This window comes from Glutamicibacter sp. TV12E (assembly GCF_052441935.1).
GTDB lineage: Bacteria > Actinomycetota > Actinomycetes > Actinomycetales > Micrococcaceae > Glutamicibacter.
This window is the reverse complement of record NZ_JBQVVF010000001.1, coordinates 2,077,296-2,095,345: the sequence shown is the minus strand read 5'-3', so window position 1 is coordinate 2,095,345 and position 18,050 is coordinate 2,077,296. Positions and strand designations below refer to the sequence as shown.

Below are 18,050 nucleotides of genomic sequence, written 5' to 3'. Positions count from 1 at the left end.
ACCCCGCGGGCCTTGATGTCGCACCTGATTAACTGTCCCGGGCGCAGTAGCCTTGAGCTATGCCCGATGTCCCGAGCTGGAAGGAACTTTCACGATGAGCACCCAGAATAAATTCACCCACTGGCAGCGCACCGAAACCCAGTTCCTGGCCGCAGATCCCAAAGCCGTCTACTCCATCGTCGGCAACCTGTCCCAAACCGGCCTGTGGATGAAAAGCTTCGAGGGCTTTGTCGTCCATGACGACCAGCGCGGAGTTGGCACCAAGGTAGATCTCCTGCCACCTGGCAAGCTGTTTGGCTCCCTGCACCGGAGCACCGCACCGTCCGGAACCATCACCCGGCGCAACCATCAAACCCGAATGGTCGAGTTCACCCAGCCGCAGCCGGCAGGCGAAATGACCCTGCGTTGGCAGGTCGAAGAAGATGAGAATGGCTGCCTGGTGCACTTCACCGTTCGCCTCTCCGGTCCGGGCACCGCAGCCTTTAAATTCACCGTGGCCAATGCCCTGTGCAAGGACTTCGCCGTGGCAGCGGCACGCCTCTACAAGATCGTTGCGCCCACCGCGCACCGCAAGCGCGATGCCCAGATCGTCATTTCCGGCGGCCGCGGATTCCTTGGCCGCAACCTCGCCGCCGATCTGGTCTGCCGAGGCATGTCCGTAGCGGTGCTTACCCGCAAGGCGGAGGCCGATTTCCCTGCCGAACAATTCATCTGGGACGGCGTGCACCAAGGACCTTGGACCGGCGTGCTGCGCAGCGATCACCCGGTTCACCTGATCAACTTGGCCGGCGAACGCGTGGACAAACGCAACTCCCCGGCAAACATCGCAGCCCTCACCGACTCGCGAGTGACCTCCACCCAGACCCTGGCGCAGGCCGCAGCCTCGGCGCCGAAGCTTGCCACCTGGATCCAGTCGAGCACCACAGCGATCTTTGGCGATGCCGGCGAAGCCGAGCTGACCGAGTCCAGCCCCATCCCCAGCGACCACCGTGCGCTTCCGGAAATGACCGGCGTCGCTTCGGCATGGGAGCAAGCCTTTAATGAGGCCGAGGTGAACGCCGAGCAGCGCTACATCCTGCGCACCTCGCTGGTGATGCATCCTGATGCCCCCTTGCTCGGTCCGCTGAACATGCTGGTGAATACCGGCCTGGGCGGACCGATGGGCAACGGCCGGCAGTGGTTCAGCTGGATTGGCTTGCAGGATTGGCTGCGCCTGATTCGTTGCATGCTCGGATTTGAATCACCGAAGATTCCCGCAGGCTTGGTTCATGGAACCAGCCCCGTGCCCTTGCGCAATGCCCAGGTCATGGCTGCACTGCGTTCAGTCGCAGGACTGCCGGGGCTGCCCACCGGCTCGGTACTGCCCAAGATCGGCGCGGCCGTCATGGGTTCGAATGCGCGCGTCGCATTGACCGGGCGAAAGGTCACCAGCGAGGTTCTGGACCAGGCGGGATTTGAATTCCAGGAAACGGATTTCGCTGCCACCATCGCTGGCTAGACTCTCGAAATAGTCGGTAACGTTGCATGCTTATTGGCCCCGTATTTTTATCTTTCTCCTAGTCATAGGTCAAAGACGAAGATCCGGGGCCAATGTTCACCGCGTGTTCACGGCAAAAGCCACTGTTGCTCACGATGGGACTTGAGCATGAAACTGTCACGCATTCTCTCGTGCCATCGCCCCTCCTTCAGACAGTTTCAAAGGACAGCAACACATCATGGCCAATATCCTTGAAGCCCACGCCCCGGCTTCTCGTCCCCGCATGCCCAAGCCAAGCGATTTGGACAAACTGCGCCATAAGGCGCGCACCGCTACAGATCATCTGAGCGCCAACGTCGCAGTTGATGCCGCCTACAATCAGGAATTGCCTGAGGAGATCTCCTCCAGGGTCCTGCCCTTTGAACGCAAGCTGAAGAACATGAGCGAAGTGCGCCATTTCTTCCGCACCAACAAGACTCCGATTTTTTTCCTCGGTGCTACCCCGGTCAATCTGCTGGGACTGGACCGGTGGGTCCGCAAATTCAGCTACATCACCTACTACGACGGTTGGGATGGCCACCATCCCCGGGTTTTCACGCCAGCTGAGAAGCCCTACATCGAATTCCAAAGCGCTGAGGAAATCAACAACTGGCTTCTGGAAAACCCCGAGGTTCGCGAATACATCGACTCCCAGTGCACCCCCGGCGGGCCACGCCCCAAGATCGCCATGGTGTTCTTCGACGAAGACACCGAAGCGATCTGCGAAGAACTCGGCTACGACCTGATCCTGCCTTCTGCCGCCCTGCGCGAGGAACTTGATTCAAAGATTGTCACCACCAAGCTTGGCAACGCCGCAGGTGCTCCTTCGGTTCCCAACGTCCTGGGCACAGCATCTAGCTACGAAGAGCTCATGGAGTTGGCCGATGAAGCCGGACTCGGCGATGACCTGGTAGTTCAAACCCCATATGGCGACTCGGGCAAGACCACGTTCTTCATTGATTCCAAGCAGCAGTGGAAGCAGCACTCCAAGAACATCATCGGCGAAGAGCTGAAGGTCATGAAGCGGATTAACAACCAGCCGGTTGCCGTGGAAGCAGTGCTCACCGGCTGCGGGACCGTGGTGGGGCCGATCCTGACCGAACTCGCCGGCTACAAGGAATTGACCCCGTACAAGGGTGGCTGGTGCGGCAACGAGATGCACCCCGATGTGCTCACCGATTCGCAGCGCTCGCGCACCATCGATCTGGTCCGCAAGGTGGGCAACGGCCTGCAGAGCGCGGGCTACCGCGGATTCTTCGAGGTTGATGTACTCGTTGATACCGATACGGACGAGGTATACCTCGGCGAGCTGAACCCGCGAATCTCCGGTGCCAGCGCCATTACCAACGTCACTGCCGGCGCCTATGCGGATGTCCCGCTGTTCCTCTTCCACCTCCTTGAATTCTTGGATATTGAATTCGACTTGGATGTTGATGAGATCAACGCGCGCTGGGAAGAGATGAGCGGGGCCGATATCTGGAGCCACATGATCATCAAGGAAACCGATGACATTCTCCAGTACATTACCCATGCACCGCGCACGGGAAAATACTTCCTTGATTCACGAGGCAAGCTGCAGTTCTCCCGCGCCGCGCTGGACTGGCACCAGCTGCAATCGCATAAAGAAGCATTCTTCCTGCGCATTTACGGCGTAGAAGACTATCGCTGGAAAGGGGCCGACCTTGGGGTCCTGGTCACCAAGGCCAAACTTCAGTACGAAGGCAAGAAGAAAACCAAGCTCAGCATTGATGCCAAGCACTTCATCGCCTCGATCCGCTCCCAGTACAAGGGCATTGACGTTCCAACGGCAGAGCATGGCAACTGAGGCCACCGATGCCGCCGCGCCACAGTCGGCCAACGCCTCCGGTAACTCCAGCACTGCGCTGAACATTGCCACCTGGCAGTACCCGCAGAACATCAAGCGCTCTTTCCAGAACATTGCCCGCATCCACCCCACCGTGAAGGTCTCCCGCGGTGACGGTCCGATTGTGAAGCTGCATTTGGCCGAAGAAAAAATGGGAAAGCTGGAAGTAGCCAAGGCCAGCATTACCGACCCGGCGCTGACCGTGCGCGGGGTGATGCACGCGACCAATACCGACGCGGTGCTGATCATGCACAACGGCAGGATTCTCTGGGAAAAGTACTACAACACCATGACCTCGCTGACCGATCATTTGCTGATGTCCGTGAGCAAGACCCTGGTCGGCACCTTGGCAGGTGCACTGATTGATGCGGGGCGGCTGGATCCCGAGCAGGAAGTCACCACCTACGTGCCAGCGCTGGCTACCAGCGGCTATGCCGGAGCACGGGTGCGCGACATTTTGGATATGCGCTCGGGCATCAAATTCTCGGAAGAGTACCTGGACCCGGGCGCGGAAGTCCGGTTGCTCGAAGAGGCCATCGGCTGGGCACCCGCCCACGGAACTGTCGGCCCCATCGGCATGTACGAATTCTTGCGGACCTTGCAGGCCAAGTCGGCGCACGGTGGCGCTTTCGAGTACCGCTCTTGTGAAACTGATGTTCTGGGCTGGGTGCTGGAATCTGCTGGTGGTGCGCCGATGCAGGAACTGCTCTCGGAGAGCATCTGGTCAAAAATTGGAGCACAGCAGGACCTGGTCATGGGCGTGGACCAATTCGGAACCGGAATGTTCGATGGCGGTTTTAATGCCACGCTTCGCGACCTCGCGCGCTTCGGGCATGTGTACGTCAACGGCGGCAGGGCCTTGACCGGAAAACAGGTCGTTTCCGAAAACTGGCTGGCCGACACCTTCACTGCGGACCCGCTGCAGCAACAGGCCTTCGCCCTATCCCCCACCGACAACATGATGCCTGGCGGCCGATATCGCAACCAGATCTGGTTTCCCAACCCTGCCACCAATGCCGCGGTGGCCTTGGGAATCCATGGCCAGATGATCTACATGGATCCGGCAACGAAATTGGTGGCCGTGAAGCTGTCGAGCTGGCCCTTGCCGCAGGATGCGTCCAAGCTCTTCCCTACCATCAGGGCTTTTGAAGCCGTCTCCAACTATCTGGCAACGCACGAATAACGGCCAAATCTCCAAACCGAAAAATGCGCCCACACTGTGGGGGCATTTTTCGGTTTCAACCTGGCTGCCGAATTTGCCTCCGGCTACAGGTCTGCCAGGGATTCATGGGTAAACACCTGATAGCCGAGATCCTGGTGATACCCATGGATCTCGCGCGTATCCAGCCGGTCCATGTAATCCAGGATGTTCAAGGTGACTACCTGGCCTGGCACCAGCACCGGGAATCCTGGCGGATAGGGAGTGACGAACACGGCCGAAACGATCTGCTCCCCCGCGATAATCCTTGTGCGGATCTGTGCCGAAGACAGGAAGTGCGTCGCCGGGTCCTGATAGGTCAGGTAGTAGGCCTTGCGCAGATCGCCGCTGCCGCCCCCGGTATCGAATTCCGGCGCGAAGAAACTGAAGTCCGGAAGGCAGACTTGATGCTGATCGGCAGTCTTACCCATGGCCAGCACTCGCCCGTCAAGACGCTTTTTCCGTTCCAGCTCCTCGGCGATTTTGACCAGGACTTCAATCAGGTGCGCCACGGCGGAACGGGTTGTTCCGATATTGGTCATCAACAGTACCGAGGTGCGGCTGGTCTTGTTGACCTGGATGGAATGACCGTCCATCAGGTACTGGTGCTTGAAGGTATCCCCGTCCACCCCGGTCCTGCTGATGTCCAAGGTCAATCGCGAAGGATCCACCACGAACTCGTCGTTTTGCCAGGCCTCATCCCACGCGGCCAGTCCGTCGCGAACGGGCGTCGCGCTGGTAGAGCAGCGGTACTCGTCGGGAATCAGATCCCTGGAATCCAGGATCCGGAAATACTTGCCCAGCAAAGTGTTTCGGCCCATGGCCCGGCAGATGGACTGCGCCAAGTCCACCTGACGCTGCACCAGGGCATAGCCTTCCAGTTCAGCCTGGCGCCGGCCGATATCCAGTGACGCCAAGATCTGATAGTTCGGCGAGGTCGAGGTGTGGGTCATGTAGGCCTCGCGGAAGGCGTTGAGATTGCGCATCGCGAAGTCCTGGTCAAAGACGTGGATCATGGATCCCTGGCGCAGCGAGGTCAGCGTCTTGTGCGTGGATTGGGTGGAGTACACGCGCAAGCGAACCTGTTCAGGATCAGGAATCAAACGCGTGTTCAGCCATGCCTCATCATTTTCTGGCCGGTCGCTGGTGCCAGGCGCTGGCAGGTCCTTGGCTTGCCGGGCATGGCGCTGCCGGTACTCCTGCGTTTCCATGTCCTCTTCCAGCACCTTGGCAACGCTCATGGCGGTGCGCTGCCGGTAGACCGGATGGAAGCTGGCGAAGGCAAACCACGCTTCATCCCATAGGAAGACAAGGTCTGGTTTGATGGCCAGGCACTCTTCCATGACCCTGCGCGGGTCGTAGATGATGCCGTCGAAGGTGCAGTTGGTCAGGGTCACCATCTTGACCTTGTGCAGCAGTCCTTCGCGCCTCAATTGCAGCAGCCGGGCTTTGATGTCCCGCAGTGGCACGGCTCCATACATGGAGTGCTCGTTCAGCGGGTAGGCTTCAAGGTAGCTCACGTGGGCCCCGGCGAGCACTAGTGAATAGTGGTGGGACTTGTGGCAGTTGCGGTCCACCAAGACAATGTCGCCTGGAGCCAGAATCGATTGGTGAACGATCTTGTTGGCCGTCGAGGTTCCATTGGTAACGAAGTAGGTGCGGTGGCTGCCAAAGGCACGAGCCGCCAATTCATGGGCTTTCTTGATCGAGCTCTGCGGATCCAGCAACGAGTCCAGGCCTCCGGAGGTCGCGGAGGTTTCTGCCAGCAGCAGGTTCTTGCCGTAGAAATCAACGAGGTCGCGGGCCCACGGCGAATTCTGCACCGATCCCGCTCGAGATATAGGCATGGCGTGGAATACTCCGCCAGGCCGCTTGGCGTACTTCTGCAGGGCATTGAAAAACGGTGTGTGATACCGCTCGGTCACCTCGGCGATGATCGACAAGTGCAAATCCATGCCGTCATTGCGCGAGAAGATGCGACGGAACCGCCCTGTGATCTCATGGGCAATGGATTCCAATGCGACACCGGCCATCAGGTACACCGGAATCTGCGGATGCAATTTATCCATGATCTCTTCCAGATCCAGCAGGCGCTGGATCTGCCGGGTGGATTCGAAGTAGCCGGCGGTGCGGTTCACAATGAATTTATGCAGCGTCGATGAGAGCCTGCGTCGGGTGACCAGTTCAAAGCGCGCGGTGAGTACCACGCCCTGGATGCTTGGATTGATCAAGACGGCAGCGAGGGCATCTTCGACGCTGGGCACCACAATGAAGTTGTAGTGGAATGGATCGGTACGTTGGCGTTGTGCTGCCAGTTCTTCGGTGAATTGCCCAATTTCATCGGTCGGCCCATTATCCAGAAGGAGGATCTCCACCATTGGCACATGGGGTTTGGCTCCGCCCGCAGCACCGCCGCCCAGGTCTTCGGGGTCTGTCCGGACGCTGTCTTGGCCGTCCAGATCCATATACTGGGTAATAGTCCTGAACGACTGGTTGGCCTGGTAGACCAGCTGCATGGCATCGGCGTAACGGCCGGTGGACATGAGCCCGGCTACATCGTTGAAATAGTCCAGTCCCGGGTTAGCCCAATAGGGTTCAATGGAAGCCAAGAGGCCCAGCAGCCGGCCAGCTTCCAATTCATGTTCCTTGCGGCCGGGCTCATCTTGATGTTCCGAGGAAATCTCGCTCAGCATGTAGCCGAGGTGCTCCCACGCGTCTTTGCGTTTTCGCCATGCGCTTTCCGGAGTGGCGACGGCTTGGTTCTTCCCGTAGGTCAACCTCTTGCTCACGGTTGCCGGTATTCCTTTCACCCTGCATGGTTAACTGGTTGTTAACCTCCTGGGTCGTTTTCAGCGCACCCAGTACGGCGAGAGTATGTCACTACCGGGCAGTAGCAGGGCCAAAATCAGCATGTTACGCAGTTTGATTGCGGCCATGCCTAAGATTCATCCGGCATTCACCCATTCCTCCGCCACGGTGAATACCAGTCGCAGGAAAACTGGATCCCAGTTGAATTCCTGGTGTCCCGACGCAGCAGCATGGCCATCGCACTAGCCGCTGATCAAGCGTCCGCCGCGTTTCCGGGCGCTCACCACCAGCGAGGTCTTCACCTGCAGCATCGAGTCGCCCCACGAGCTGTGGGAGATGAATTCATAGAGCTCGGCCTGGCTGGCAACTGTCACGTCGACCACCAGCTGGCAGTCTCCAGCCACCGCCGCCGCATAACGCACTTCCGGGCGCAGCGCCAGACGCTGGCCCAATTTCTCCACTTGGGACGGTGCCGTGGATACCCAGAGCAAGGCCTCGACCGGAAGTCCCACGGCCAGGGGTTCCACCACGGCGCGGATGGCGATCTGGCCCGTTGAGAGCAGCCAATCGATCCTCCGTGCAACGCTGGTCTCGCTCATCGCCACCCGGCGGGCAATTGATTCGTAGCTGGCCCTCCCGTCCTCCTGCAAGGCGGAGATGATCTGCTCGTCCTTCGCTGTGAGATCAGGCTCGATGCGCCACGTGGTGATATCCGGGCTGGCTTGCAGGGCCTGCTCTTCGGCAGGCTTGAGCGAACCCAGGCGCCACCCGCGAATGGTCTTGAAGTATTTCAAGACCGGATAAACCACGATCGAGGCGACCCCGGGGGTCGCTGGCAATTCCACGGAGAGCATCTCGGTCACGTCGCCGCTGTAGTGCATTTCAACGACGAGGTCCTCCCTGCCGGTGACCTGGTAGGAGAAACTGGTATCCGGCCGGGTAGACAATGATTCACTGGCAATTCGGCCGGTCCCCGGTGCACAAGTGCAAGCGATCAGCAGCGAATGCTCGCGGTGGCGAATCGCTGCCACGGTCACCAGGCCCTGTTCCAGGAGCCACGCCCCGTGGCGGGCGACCGAGCGCTCAGGCAAATCCAGTGCTGCTGAAATTTTCCGCCACGTGGCCCGGCCATCAACCTGGAGGGCGGCAATGATGCGGCGCTGCACAGTGCTCAGTTCTGTCATCCGTTCCCCTCTGCTGGTCTTTTGGCGGCGCCCGCGCGAGCCAAGCTCAGGCTGCGGATACTGCAGCCCTGGCCTCCAGCGCCAGGTGCGCCGGAGCAGTGCTCACATCATACTCTGCCGGGCCCAGCAGTTAGCGGCTCAAGCGCTGGCGGTCTTGACGGGACTGGCTGCCACCGAGGCCGGATCCGTGGCCAGGGCCGGCGCCTGGTCGGCAAAACGGGTCATCTGCTCGTAGCCGGCCGCCCAATTCAGAAGCTGGACGTCCTGGTAGTGGTTGGCCGCCAGCTGCCATCCCACCGGGAGCCCGGATTCGGTGAAGCCGCCAGGCATGGCGATGACCGGCAGGCTGGTGGCCGAGAGCAGGCAGGCCGAGCGCATCCAGTCCAGATAGGTTTCGGCCTGGGTACCCGCGATTTGCTCAGGCCAGCGCTGCGTGGCGTCGAAAGGCAGCACCTGCGTCGCCGGGGAGAGGAACAAATCGAAGCGCGAGAAGAAGCCCTGCACCGCGTGCTCCAGCCGGGTGCGGGCCGCCACGGTTGAAATCATGGCCGGACCGTCAAGGTCCATTCCCTTCTTGACGTTCCAGAGGACTTCCGGCTTGATCAGCGCGCCGTGGCTGCGCACCAGGCCGCCCAGATTGGTGGCGAAATCGAAGGCCCGGGTATTTCCGAAGACCTCGTCGGCATCTGCGAAATCGATGCTTGCTTCTTCCAGGATGGCGCCGGCAGCCTCGAAGACCGAGAGTTGGCGCTGCAGGACCTCGATCACCTCTGGCTCCACCGGGACGCCGATCCCGAAGTCGAAGCTGTAGCCGATCCGGACCCCGCGAAGATCAGGTACTGGAGTTCCGAAGTCGCTGGCGGCCAGCGTGTTCGGGGTCGGGAGCCTGTCATCTCCCGCGCTGGCGCGCATGAACAGCGCAATATCTTCCACCGTCCGGGCGATCGGGCCGGAGCGGGCCAGCCATGAGTAGGCATTTCCCTTGGCCTCCAGGGGAATTACTCCGTAGGAGGGCCGGAAACCGATGACATTGCAGAAGCTGGCCGGGATGCGCAGCGAACCGCCCATATCCGAGCCATCGCCCAACGGCTGGATCCGGGCGGCGACCGCGGCGGCTACGCCGCCCGAGGAGCCTCCGGCGGAACGGTCCACCGCGTAGGGATTGGTCGTTGTGCCGAAGAGCTCGTTGAAGGTGTGCGATCCGGCTCCGAATTCCGGGACATTGGTCTTGCCGCTTCTGATCGCTCCCGCAGATGCCAGGCGGGCGATCTGCAGGTCGTCGCGGTCGGGGACGTTGTCCTTCAAGGCCAGCGATCCCTGGGTGGAGAGCAGGCCGGCAGTGTTGAAAGTGTCCTTGTGCGTCATGGGCAACCCGTGGAGCACGCCGGTCGGCTCATTTCTCGCCGTGGCTTCGTCGGCCTCTGCCGCCTTAATCCGAGCGCGCTCGAAATCCTTGATGACCACCGCATTGATCTGGCTGTTCACTTCATCGATGGCCTGGATGTGGCTCTCCAGCGCTTCGCGGGCCGAGAGCTCGCGGCTGCGGATCTTGGCGGTCAGCTCAGTGGCGCTCAGTTGCTGGATCTCATTCATGGCAGTGCCTTTCTGGCGGATGACTATGGTGCGACATGTGTCACAATCCTCCGCCCTTCGTGACCGCAAATGGAATAGTTCCCATGGAAACTCACCATTTTGGAGGATTTGGCCAGATCTATGGCCAGATCCGGCATTCCTTGCCATTGTCGTTTTTCAGGAGGACTCTTGTATCAAACGAGACCTGCATCACACCATGCTGGTCCACATCAAAGGAGTTCCGATGCACTTCCCGCTTTCGGCCGGCGATCCAGGCTCGACGGACATCTGGGCCATCGCCAACAGCCCCTTCCTATGGTTTTGCGCACTGGGCGTGTTCGCCGTGATCTTCATCCAGACCATCCTCTACGTCCGGGCCGCCAAGGCCGCGGCTCCCCATATCGACATGCCGGTGCGCGAAGTCAAGGAGGCCTTTCGCGCCGGCGCCGTCGCCTCGATCGGCCCCTCGCTCTCGGTGGTACTGGTGGCCATCGCGCTGCTGGCCTTGTTCGGCACCCCTGCGGTGCTCGTGCGCATCGGGCTGATCGGCTCCGCTTCCACGGAAACGGCCAGCGCCAATCTGGCCGCCCAATCCATGGGCTCCATGCTCGGCGGGGATACCTACACCCAGCAGGTCTTCGCCGTGGCCTTCATGGCCATGAGCCTCTCGGGCGGCATGTGGATGCTATGCACCCTGCTGCTGACCCCGATCCTGAAGCGCGGCGGAAAGACCCTGGCCAAGCGCAACCCTGCGGCCATGGCCTTGATTCCTACTGCGGCCCTGCTCGGGGCATTCAGCATGCTGACCATCGCCGAGATCCCCAAATCCAGCATCCATATGACGCTGGTGCTGATATCGGCCACCTCCATGGCCTTGTTCCTCTTCCTCGCCAAGGTGCTCAACGCCAAATGGCTCAAGGAATGGGCCCTGGGTTTCGCGATCCTGATTTCGATCGCAGCCGGCTACCTGATGCACACCGCATAGCGGAATTGAAAGGACAGAACCCATGAGCTCTCCAGCAATGACCCAAGCGGATGCCTCGATGGCCCGCTTCGAGCAGCAGACCACGCGCTACGGCTCGCTGACCATGGCCGCAGGCCTGGTCTTCTCGCTGCTCGGCCCGATCTACCTGGTCTTCTTCGCAGGACTCGATATCAGCCCTTCGATGATCTGGGTGGCCTTCGCCGCTGTCGCGGCCACCTTCGGGATCTTCTGGTTCGTCGAGCCGCTGACCTACTTCCCGATCCTGGGCTCGGCCGCGATGTACCAGGCCTTCATGATCGGCAATATCTCCAACAAGCTGCTGCCCGCGGCCATCGTGGCCCAGTCGGCCATCGACGCCAAGCCCGGCACCCGGCGCGGCGACCTGGCCTCGGTGATGGCCATCGGTGGCGCGGCTACCGTCCACCTGACCAGCCTCCTGGTCTTCGTCGGCATCTTCGGATCATGGCTGGTCTCGATCATCCCCGCCGAGATGATCGAAGTCGCCCGCCTTTACATCCTGCCCTCCTTGATGGGAGCAGTGCTGGTCCAGGCCATCGTCGCCATGAAGCAGGTCCGTCCAACCATCGTCGCCATTGCCCTGTCGCTGCTCATGTACTTCGTGGTGATTCCGCTGGTTCCATCCCTTGCCCTGTTTGGCACGGCGCTGGTTGTGCTCTTCTCCATCATCGTGTCGTGGATCGTACGCGACCGCAACGCCGTCCACGCCCCAGCTGCCGACTAAGAGGAATCACCATGACTACTGAACACCCCGCCGCCCTGCGCACCGTCCTGACCGACGAAGAAGCCGGGCTCATGCACCAGATGTACCGCCACCTGCATGCCCATCCGGAGCTGTCCATGCAGGAGCACCAGACGGCCGCTTATATCGGCCAGCAGCTCGATGCCCTGGGCATCGAAAACTTCCTCTGCGGAGGAACCGGAGTGGTCGGCATCCAGCGCAATGGCGAAGGCCCGGTGGTCGCTTTCCGTGCCGACACCGACGGCCTGCCAATTGCCGAGGATACGGGGGCCGACTACGCCTCGACGGCACGCGGCCAACTTGCCGACGGCACCGATGTGCCTGTGATGCATGGCTGCGGCCATGACACCCACGTCACCGCGGCCCTCACCGCAGCCGCCCGGCTGGCCGAGCAGACTGCGGCATGGGGCGGAACCATCGTCTGGATCTTCCAGCCGGGAGAGGAAACCAGCGCCGGAGCCAGAGCCATGCTCGATGACGGGCTCTGGGACAAGGCCCCGATGCCCTCCATCATCCTCGGGCAGCATGTCTTCCCATTCGCCGCCGGATCCATCGGGCTCACCAGCGGCCCGGCCATGGCCATGGCCGATTCATTGAAGGTCACGCTGCATGGCAAGCAGTCCCACGGCTCCCAGCCGCAGGACTCGATTGATCCGATCGTCCAGGGCGCCCACACCATCACGCGCCTGCAGACCCTGGTATCGCGTGAATTGCACCCGCAGAGTCCAGCGGTGCTCACCTGCGGGTCCTTCCATGCCGGGCTGAAGGAGAACATCATTCCGGACCGGGCGGAATTCACGCTGAACATCCGGACCTTCGACGAGCCGACCCGCGCGCAGATCCTGGACGGGGTCAAGCGCATCGTGCAGGCCGAAGCAGCCGCATCCAACGCCCCGGAGCCGGAAATCGAAGCCCTGAATTCCTTCCCCAAGCTGCACAACAACCCCGAGCATACGCAGCGCGTCAGGCAGGCGCTCATCGATGAACTGGGTGGCGAACAGGTCTCAGACCTGCCTGCGGCGATGGGTTCGGAGGATTTCGGTGCGCTGGGCGACGAGATCTCGGTTCCCTACGTGTACTGGTTCTTTGGCGGGTTTCTCGCCCGAGAAGACGCTCCGCCGGTCAACCACTCGCCCTTCTTCCTGCCGGACTACGAGCTCTCCTTGGCCACCGGGGTGCGTGCCGCCTTGGCCGGGCTGGGTCACTACCTGGCCCGGTAGCCGGCCGGAAATCCGCTGCCTGCTAGAGCTGCGTACGCCCATCGAGGTAGGCGCGCAGCACCTGCAGGACACCGTATTCGGTGTTAGCCGGCGCAGTGAAGTTCGCTGCGGCTGCCACCTCGGGATGGGCATTGGCCATGGCGAAGGAATAGGTGGCAGCCTTGATCATTTCCAGATCATTGGGATAGTCGCCAAACACCACAGTTTCGTCATCGCTGATGCCCAGTTCCCTTTGCAGGGCGCCTAGTGCCAGTCCCTTGTGCACCCCGTGGTTCATGGCATCCACCCAGTGGCTTCCGGAGATGACCACCTGCAGAGGGACATCGAGCGCGGCCGCCATTTCCTGGACCTTGCTGGTGCCCACGTTCACGGCCATCTTGATGATCTCGTCCTCAACGTCATTGAGGTTCTGAACCACCTGCACCGCACGGTAGTACGGCGCGACAGCGTCGGCGAACTTCTGGTCCTGGCGCTCCACGTAGGCCGTGCGGCGACCGCACAGCACCAGTCCGGCATCCAGCGCGTCCTGCTGCCGCACGGTCTCGATCACCGAGTTCACTAAAGCGCGATCAATGATGTTGGAGTAGATTTCGGTCTCCCCATCCATGACCACGGTGCCGTTTTCGGCGATGATGGCGATCTCTCCGAGCTGGGCGAATTGCTCACGCAAGGTGGCGAACTGCCGTCCGGATGCAGGCACGAACTTGATGCCACGGGTCTGCAGCTGGTCGATCACGCCCCAAGCCTCATCGGGGATTTGACCGTCACCGTCCAAAAAGGTGCCATCCATGTCGACGGCAACGAGTTTGATCTGGGCGTTCGGGTCAATCGTATGCATGTGGTTCCTAATTGCCCGGATGCATGGCGCGTTGCGCGGCGCCCAGCACCCCGGCGGCGTTGTTGAATTCTGCGGGAACGAGCTTTGCTCGCAAGTCCAGCTTAGGCAAGAAGTGCTCGTGGTCCTCGGAGATTGCGCCGCCGATGACAATCAAGTCAGGGCTGCACAGGAATTCCACGTGGGAAAGGTAGCGCTGCAAGCGGGCGATGTACTCGTCCCAGCTCAAGTCTTCTTCGCGCATTACGCGTGCGGCGGCTTTGCTTTCTGCATCGAATCCGTCGATCTCCAGGTGCCCGAATTCCACGTTGGGGAAGAGCACCCCGTCGCGGAAGAAGGCCGAACCGATTCCGGTGCCCAGGGTCAGCAGCAGGGTGCTGCCTTTCAGCGGCGCACCGTCCTTGGAGCCGGCGCCAGCGTACACCTCTGCCATGCCGGCAGCGTCAGCGTCATTAAGCAGGTAGACCTCGCGGTCCAGCACCTTGCTGAACATGGCGGTGGCATCCAAGCCGATCCAGGCCTTGTCGATATTCGCGGCCGAATGCACCACTCCGTCGATCACGATTCCGGGCACGGCAACCCCAGCAGGGATGCTCGCCAGATCCTCGCCAGTGGCCTCTTGCAGGTCGCGGACAATCTGCGCCATGACTCCGGCGACAGCCTCAGGATGCGCGCCTTCTGGGGTGATCGCCTTGTTCAGTGTGCTTTCGACAAGTTTTCCGTCGGTTCCGACCAAGGCGTACTTGATCGATGATCCGCCCATGTCAAGGCCGATGGCAGCGAACTGCGACTTGGATGCCGGTGCGGCAGATGATGCCATCAGGATTCTCCCCAACGTTGCAAAGAAATTTTAAGGACTCTTTACGATATATAGCTTCCGGCGTTTGGTCAACGTTCCCGGTAGTTTTCCCAAAGATTTTCCAAGGCGATGTCCCGGGCACCGGCCACCGCGCCGTGGGCGGCCGATTGCACTCCAAGGGATGAGGGGCGCACGGTCACTGGCACCAGCAATCTGCCATTGACCTCTTCAGCCAGCGCCGCGCATAATTCCTCGGTCACTGCCGGGCCGGTGACAACCAGTTGCTGCGGATCGACAAACCCCACCAGATTTGCGAGCACCTGGCTCAAGGGCTTCAAGAACGCCGGCCACGTTCGCTGGTCTGCCAGTCGCTCCCAGAGAATGCGGGTCTGGAACATGCCCACTTCGCCCAGTACCTCGCGCAGGTTCTTCTCTCCCAGCAGCTGGTTCTCCAGCTCGCCGGCCGTGCCATGGCGTCCGCGGTGAAGTTTTCCGTCGATGACAAGCCCGGCCCCCAAACCCGCTCCGATGTACAGCATCATCAACGATCCATCGGTGCTTTCGGCCTCGGCAACCGCCATCCAGTTCACGTCGTTATCCAAGACCACCGGAACGCTGGCATCAAACAGCCCGGCCAAGTTGGCGCCGGATGCAGGGAAAATCACGGTGGGAACCACGCGTTCTGCATCCTCGCGCAACACCGGTGCGGCCTGGCTGACCGCGGCGGCCAGCAACGGCGAGCGCAGCTGCTTGCGCACCCGGGCAATTTCGGTGGCCGCCATCTTTTCCACTTCCCCGGCGCTGCTGTGCGGGGTCAACGGGTAGAGGCGATCAACCAGGATCGTTCCCGATAGATCGGTGGCCCGAACCTGCAGGGATTCGGCTTGCAGGCACAAGGCCAGCACATGCCCGTACTCGCTGCACAGCGCGTAGCGCTCGGGGGTTCGGCCGCGCTTGGTCTCAGCCGGACGGTCAATGGCGATCGCCAGTCCGTTCTCCTGCAGGCGGGAGATCGCCTGGGATGCCGTGGGCTTGGAAATTCCCAGGTCCGCGGAAATCTGGGTGCGTGTGGCCGGAGCGGCACACAGGTAGTCGAACACCCGGATATCGGTCAGAGTTGCCAGTGCCCGTGGGCCGGCGGTCGAATCAGTCACCCCTCGATTCTACTAGTCACGGCAGCAGCACCTGGCGCACCGAGCGTCCTTCGGCCAGTTCGTCCAGCGCCTCGTTGATCTGTTCCAACGGCCGGGTGCGCACCAGCTTCTGCACCGGGAGCCTGCCCGCCCGCCAGAGGCTCTCATAGTAGGGAATGTCGTTCGCTGGCAGGGCCGAACCCATATAGCTGCCGACGATGGTGCGCGAACCCGCAGTCAGGGACAGCGGCTCGATAGCGCTCATTGCCCCGGGCGCCGGCAGCCCGACGGTCACCAGCGTTCCGCCCGCGGCCGTGGCAGCCAGGGCAGTTTCAAAGGCCCGTGGGTGCCCGGCGGCTTCTATGACAATTTCTGCGCTGCGACCAGCCAGATCTTGCGGTGTGCAGGCCGCGTCGGCGCCCAGTTCAAGGGCCACGGCCAGCTTGTCCTCATTGGCGTCGATGGCCAGGATCCTGCCAGTGGTGCGTTGCCCTACGGCCACCAGCAAGGCGGCCATGCCCACTCCGCCGAGCCCGACGATGGCCACATCCTCGGACCCGCTGGCACCGGCGGCATTGCGCAGGGCACCGCCACCGGTGAGCACAGCGCAGCCCAGCACAGCAGCAACTTCCGGCGGCACGTCGCTGCCGACGGCCACCAGGCTGCGCGCATCCATCACCGCATAGTCAGCGAAGGCCGATACCCCCAGATGATGGTGGACCGACTGGCCATCCATGCGCAGCCGGCGAGCGCCGGAAAGCAGCGATCCTGCCGTATTGGCTTCGGTTCCGGCGGTGCACGGCAGCTTGCCTCCGGTGGCACAGGCAGCGCACTTTTCGCAGCGTGGCAGGAACACGGAGATGACCTGTTGCCCCACGGCAAGATCCACCCCGTGCCCGGCTTGCTCCACAATGCCTGCCGATTCATGGCCCAGGACCATGGGCACCGGCCGCGGCCGGTTCCCGTCAATCACCGATAAATCGGAGTGGCACAGTCCTGCCGCGGTAATCCGCACGAGCACCTCGCCGGGCCCTGGCTCGTCAAGCTGCAGCTCGCGCAGGGCCAGCGGCCGGTGCTCGGCATAGGGGCGCTGGTTACCGTGCTGTTCGAGGACCGCGGCCCGGATCGGCTTCATGCTCAGCTCTCCTGCTGCGGGTTCCAGCCGCGCACCGGCTCATCGGGCAGCAGGTTCTTGACGATCAGCGAGCAGTCCTTGGCCCCCAGCCCCTGGGCAATCAGCTCATCAAAATGGTCCCTGGCCAAGGTTGCCGCAGGCAGGCGCACTCCGGTGCTTTCGCCCGCGTCCAGGGCCAGGCCCACGTCCTTGCGCGCCAGATCCGTGCGGAAGGTGGCCTCGAAATTGTTGTTGGCCGCGGCGGTGTCGATGATGTCCGGGACCGGGTACCAGGTCTGCTGGGCCCAGGACCGCCCCGAGGAAACCGAGGCGATCTCCCAGAACACCTTGGGATCCAGGCCGAGCTTTTCAGCCAGTTGCGATCCCTCGGCGCTGGCCATCAAGTCGATGAAGAGCATCATGTTGTTGCAGATCTTGGCGGCAATGCCCATGCTGGCGGCCCCGGCGACGATGGTCCGTCCGCTCATCGGGGCTATGTAGCCGGTGGCTCGCTCCATGAGCTGCGCCTCCCCGCCCAGCATGAACGCGAGGGTTCCTGCCTCGGCACCCGAAATTCCGCCGGACACCGGGGCGTCCACAAAGCCCAGTCCGCGCTGCGCCGAGCCTTCGTGGATGTACCGGGAGGTTTCGATGTCCACGGTGGAAGAATCAATCAGCAGCATCTGGTCCGTCGCGTGGGCCCAGATCCCTGCTTCGCCCTCATAAACCGCGCGCACATGCTCGCCCTTGGGCAGCATGGTGAAGACCGCATCGACACCCTCCATGGCCTCAGCGATGGATCCGGCGATCTGAACCCCTCCCAGCTCTGCCGCGACGCAGGCTTGTTCGCTGAGATCAAAGCCTTTCACTGTGTGCCCGGCCGACACCAAGTTGGCGGTCATTGGCCCGCCCATATTGCCCAGCCCGATCCATGCGTAGCTGCTCATCGGTTTTCCCCTCGCCATCGAGTTTTGTCTTCTGGGGCCAGCGTAGGTTCCTGGATGCCGGGCGCTCAATGGTTCGAAGCATGCCAATTGCGCAAGTGCGGTGTGCGCCAGCGCA

The 18,050-nt window shown here is 61.7% G+C and carries 14 protein-coding genes; 6 read left to right on the top strand and 8 right to left on the bottom strand.

Features of this window, described 5'->3' with window-relative positions:
- Positions 1-94 precede the first annotated feature (94 nt).
- From ACT7DV_RS09830 to ACT7DV_RS09820, 3 genes are all read left to right on the top strand, one after another.
- Positions 95-1,498: an NAD-dependent epimerase/dehydratase family protein gene (locus tag ACT7DV_RS09830; RefSeq protein WP_444662198.1), complete on the top strand. Its 1,404-nt coding sequence runs from the start codon at positions 95-97 to the stop codon at positions 1,496-1,498.
- A 217-nt stretch (positions 1,499-1,715) separates the two neighbouring features.
- Positions 1,716-3,341 carry a biotin carboxylase gene (locus ACT7DV_RS09825; protein WP_444662196.1) on the top strand — a complete coding sequence of 542 codons (1,626 nt, stop codon included), beginning with the start codon at positions 1,716-1,718 and terminating at the stop codon, positions 3,339-3,341.
- Positions 3,331-4,563 (top strand): serine hydrolase domain-containing protein, encoded by a 1,233-nt coding sequence (locus ACT7DV_RS09820; RefSeq protein ID WP_444662194.1) that lies wholly within the window; start codon positions 3,331-3,333, stop codon positions 4,561-4,563. Before ACT7DV_RS09825 ends, ACT7DV_RS09820 begins: the two co-directional genes overlap by 11 nt.
- 83 nt (positions 4,564-4,646) lie before the next feature.
- On the opposite strand, the gene ACT7DV_RS09815 is transcribed toward ACT7DV_RS09820, so the two are convergent.
- From ACT7DV_RS09815 to ACT7DV_RS09805, 3 genes are all read right to left on the bottom strand, one after another.
- A complete protein-coding gene (locus tag ACT7DV_RS09815) occupies positions 4,647-7,367 on the bottom strand; it encodes an aminotransferase class I/II-fold pyridoxal phosphate-dependent enzyme (RefSeq protein WP_444662192.1) in 2,721 nt (906 codons plus the stop codon).
- A gap of 261 nt (positions 7,368-7,628) precedes the next feature.
- Positions 7,629-8,570 (bottom strand): Lrp/AsnC family transcriptional regulator, encoded by a 942-nt coding sequence (locus ACT7DV_RS09810; protein ID WP_061954059.1) that lies wholly within the window; start codon positions 8,568-8,570, stop codon positions 7,629-7,631.
- 138 nt (positions 8,571-8,708) lie between these two features.
- Positions 8,709-10,163, bottom strand: coding sequence for an amidase (locus ACT7DV_RS09805; RefSeq protein WP_444662190.1), 1,455 nt, complete (start codon positions 10,161-10,163; stop codon positions 8,709-8,711).
- Between the two features lie 223 nt (positions 10,164-10,386).
- Between ACT7DV_RS09805 and ACT7DV_RS09800 the strand changes: the two genes are divergently transcribed.
- Genes ACT7DV_RS09800 through ACT7DV_RS09790 form a run of 3 tightly spaced genes read left to right on the top strand, consistent with a single transcriptional unit; the run spans position 10,387 to position 13,107 of the window.
- On the top strand, positions 10,387-11,127 hold the full coding sequence (locus ACT7DV_RS09800; protein ID WP_444662188.1) for a DUF5058 family protein: 741 nt from the start codon (positions 10,387-10,389) through the stop codon (positions 11,125-11,127).
- 22 nt (positions 11,128-11,149) lie between these two features.
- Positions 11,150-11,869 (top strand): hypothetical protein, encoded by a 720-nt coding sequence (locus ACT7DV_RS09795; protein WP_444662187.1) that lies wholly within the window; start codon positions 11,150-11,152, stop codon positions 11,867-11,869.
- Positions 11,870-11,880: 11 nt separating this feature from the next.
- Positions 11,881-13,107, top strand: coding sequence for an amidohydrolase (locus tag ACT7DV_RS09790; RefSeq protein ID WP_444662185.1), 1,227 nt, complete (start codon positions 11,881-11,883; stop codon positions 13,105-13,107).
- Positions 13,108-13,129: 22 nt separating this feature from the next.
- Here ACT7DV_RS09790 and ACT7DV_RS09785 read toward each other — a convergent pair whose 3' ends face one another.
- The 5 genes from ACT7DV_RS09785 to mmsB all read right to left on the bottom strand — a co-directional run bounded on the left by ACT7DV_RS09785 (position 13,130) and on the right by mmsB (position 17,935).
- Positions 13,130-13,945: a Cof-type HAD-IIB family hydrolase gene (locus ACT7DV_RS09785; RefSeq protein ID WP_444662183.1), complete on the bottom strand. Its 816-nt coding sequence runs from the start codon at positions 13,943-13,945 to the stop codon at positions 13,130-13,132.
- Between the two features lie 7 nt (positions 13,946-13,952).
- Positions 13,953-14,762 (bottom strand): polyphosphate--glucose phosphotransferase, encoded by an 810-nt coding sequence (gene ppgK / locus ACT7DV_RS09780; RefSeq protein ID WP_444662181.1) that lies wholly within the window; start codon positions 14,760-14,762, stop codon positions 13,953-13,955.
- 68 nt (positions 14,763-14,830) lie between these two features.
- Complete coding sequence (locus ACT7DV_RS09775; RefSeq protein WP_444662179.1) at positions 14,831-15,895, bottom strand: ROK family transcriptional regulator; 1,065 nt, start codon at positions 15,893-15,895, stop codon at positions 14,831-14,833.
- Between the two features lie 16 nt (positions 15,896-15,911).
- Entirely contained in the window at positions 15,912-17,009 is a 1,098-nt protein-coding gene (locus ACT7DV_RS09770; protein WP_444662178.1) for an alcohol dehydrogenase catalytic domain-containing protein, read from the bottom strand.
- Between the two features lie 2 nt (positions 17,010-17,011).
- Entirely contained in the window at positions 17,012-17,935 is a 924-nt protein-coding gene (mmsB, locus tag ACT7DV_RS09765) for a 3-hydroxyisobutyrate dehydrogenase (protein ID WP_444662176.1), read from the bottom strand.
- Positions 17,936-18,050 lie beyond the last annotated feature (115 nt).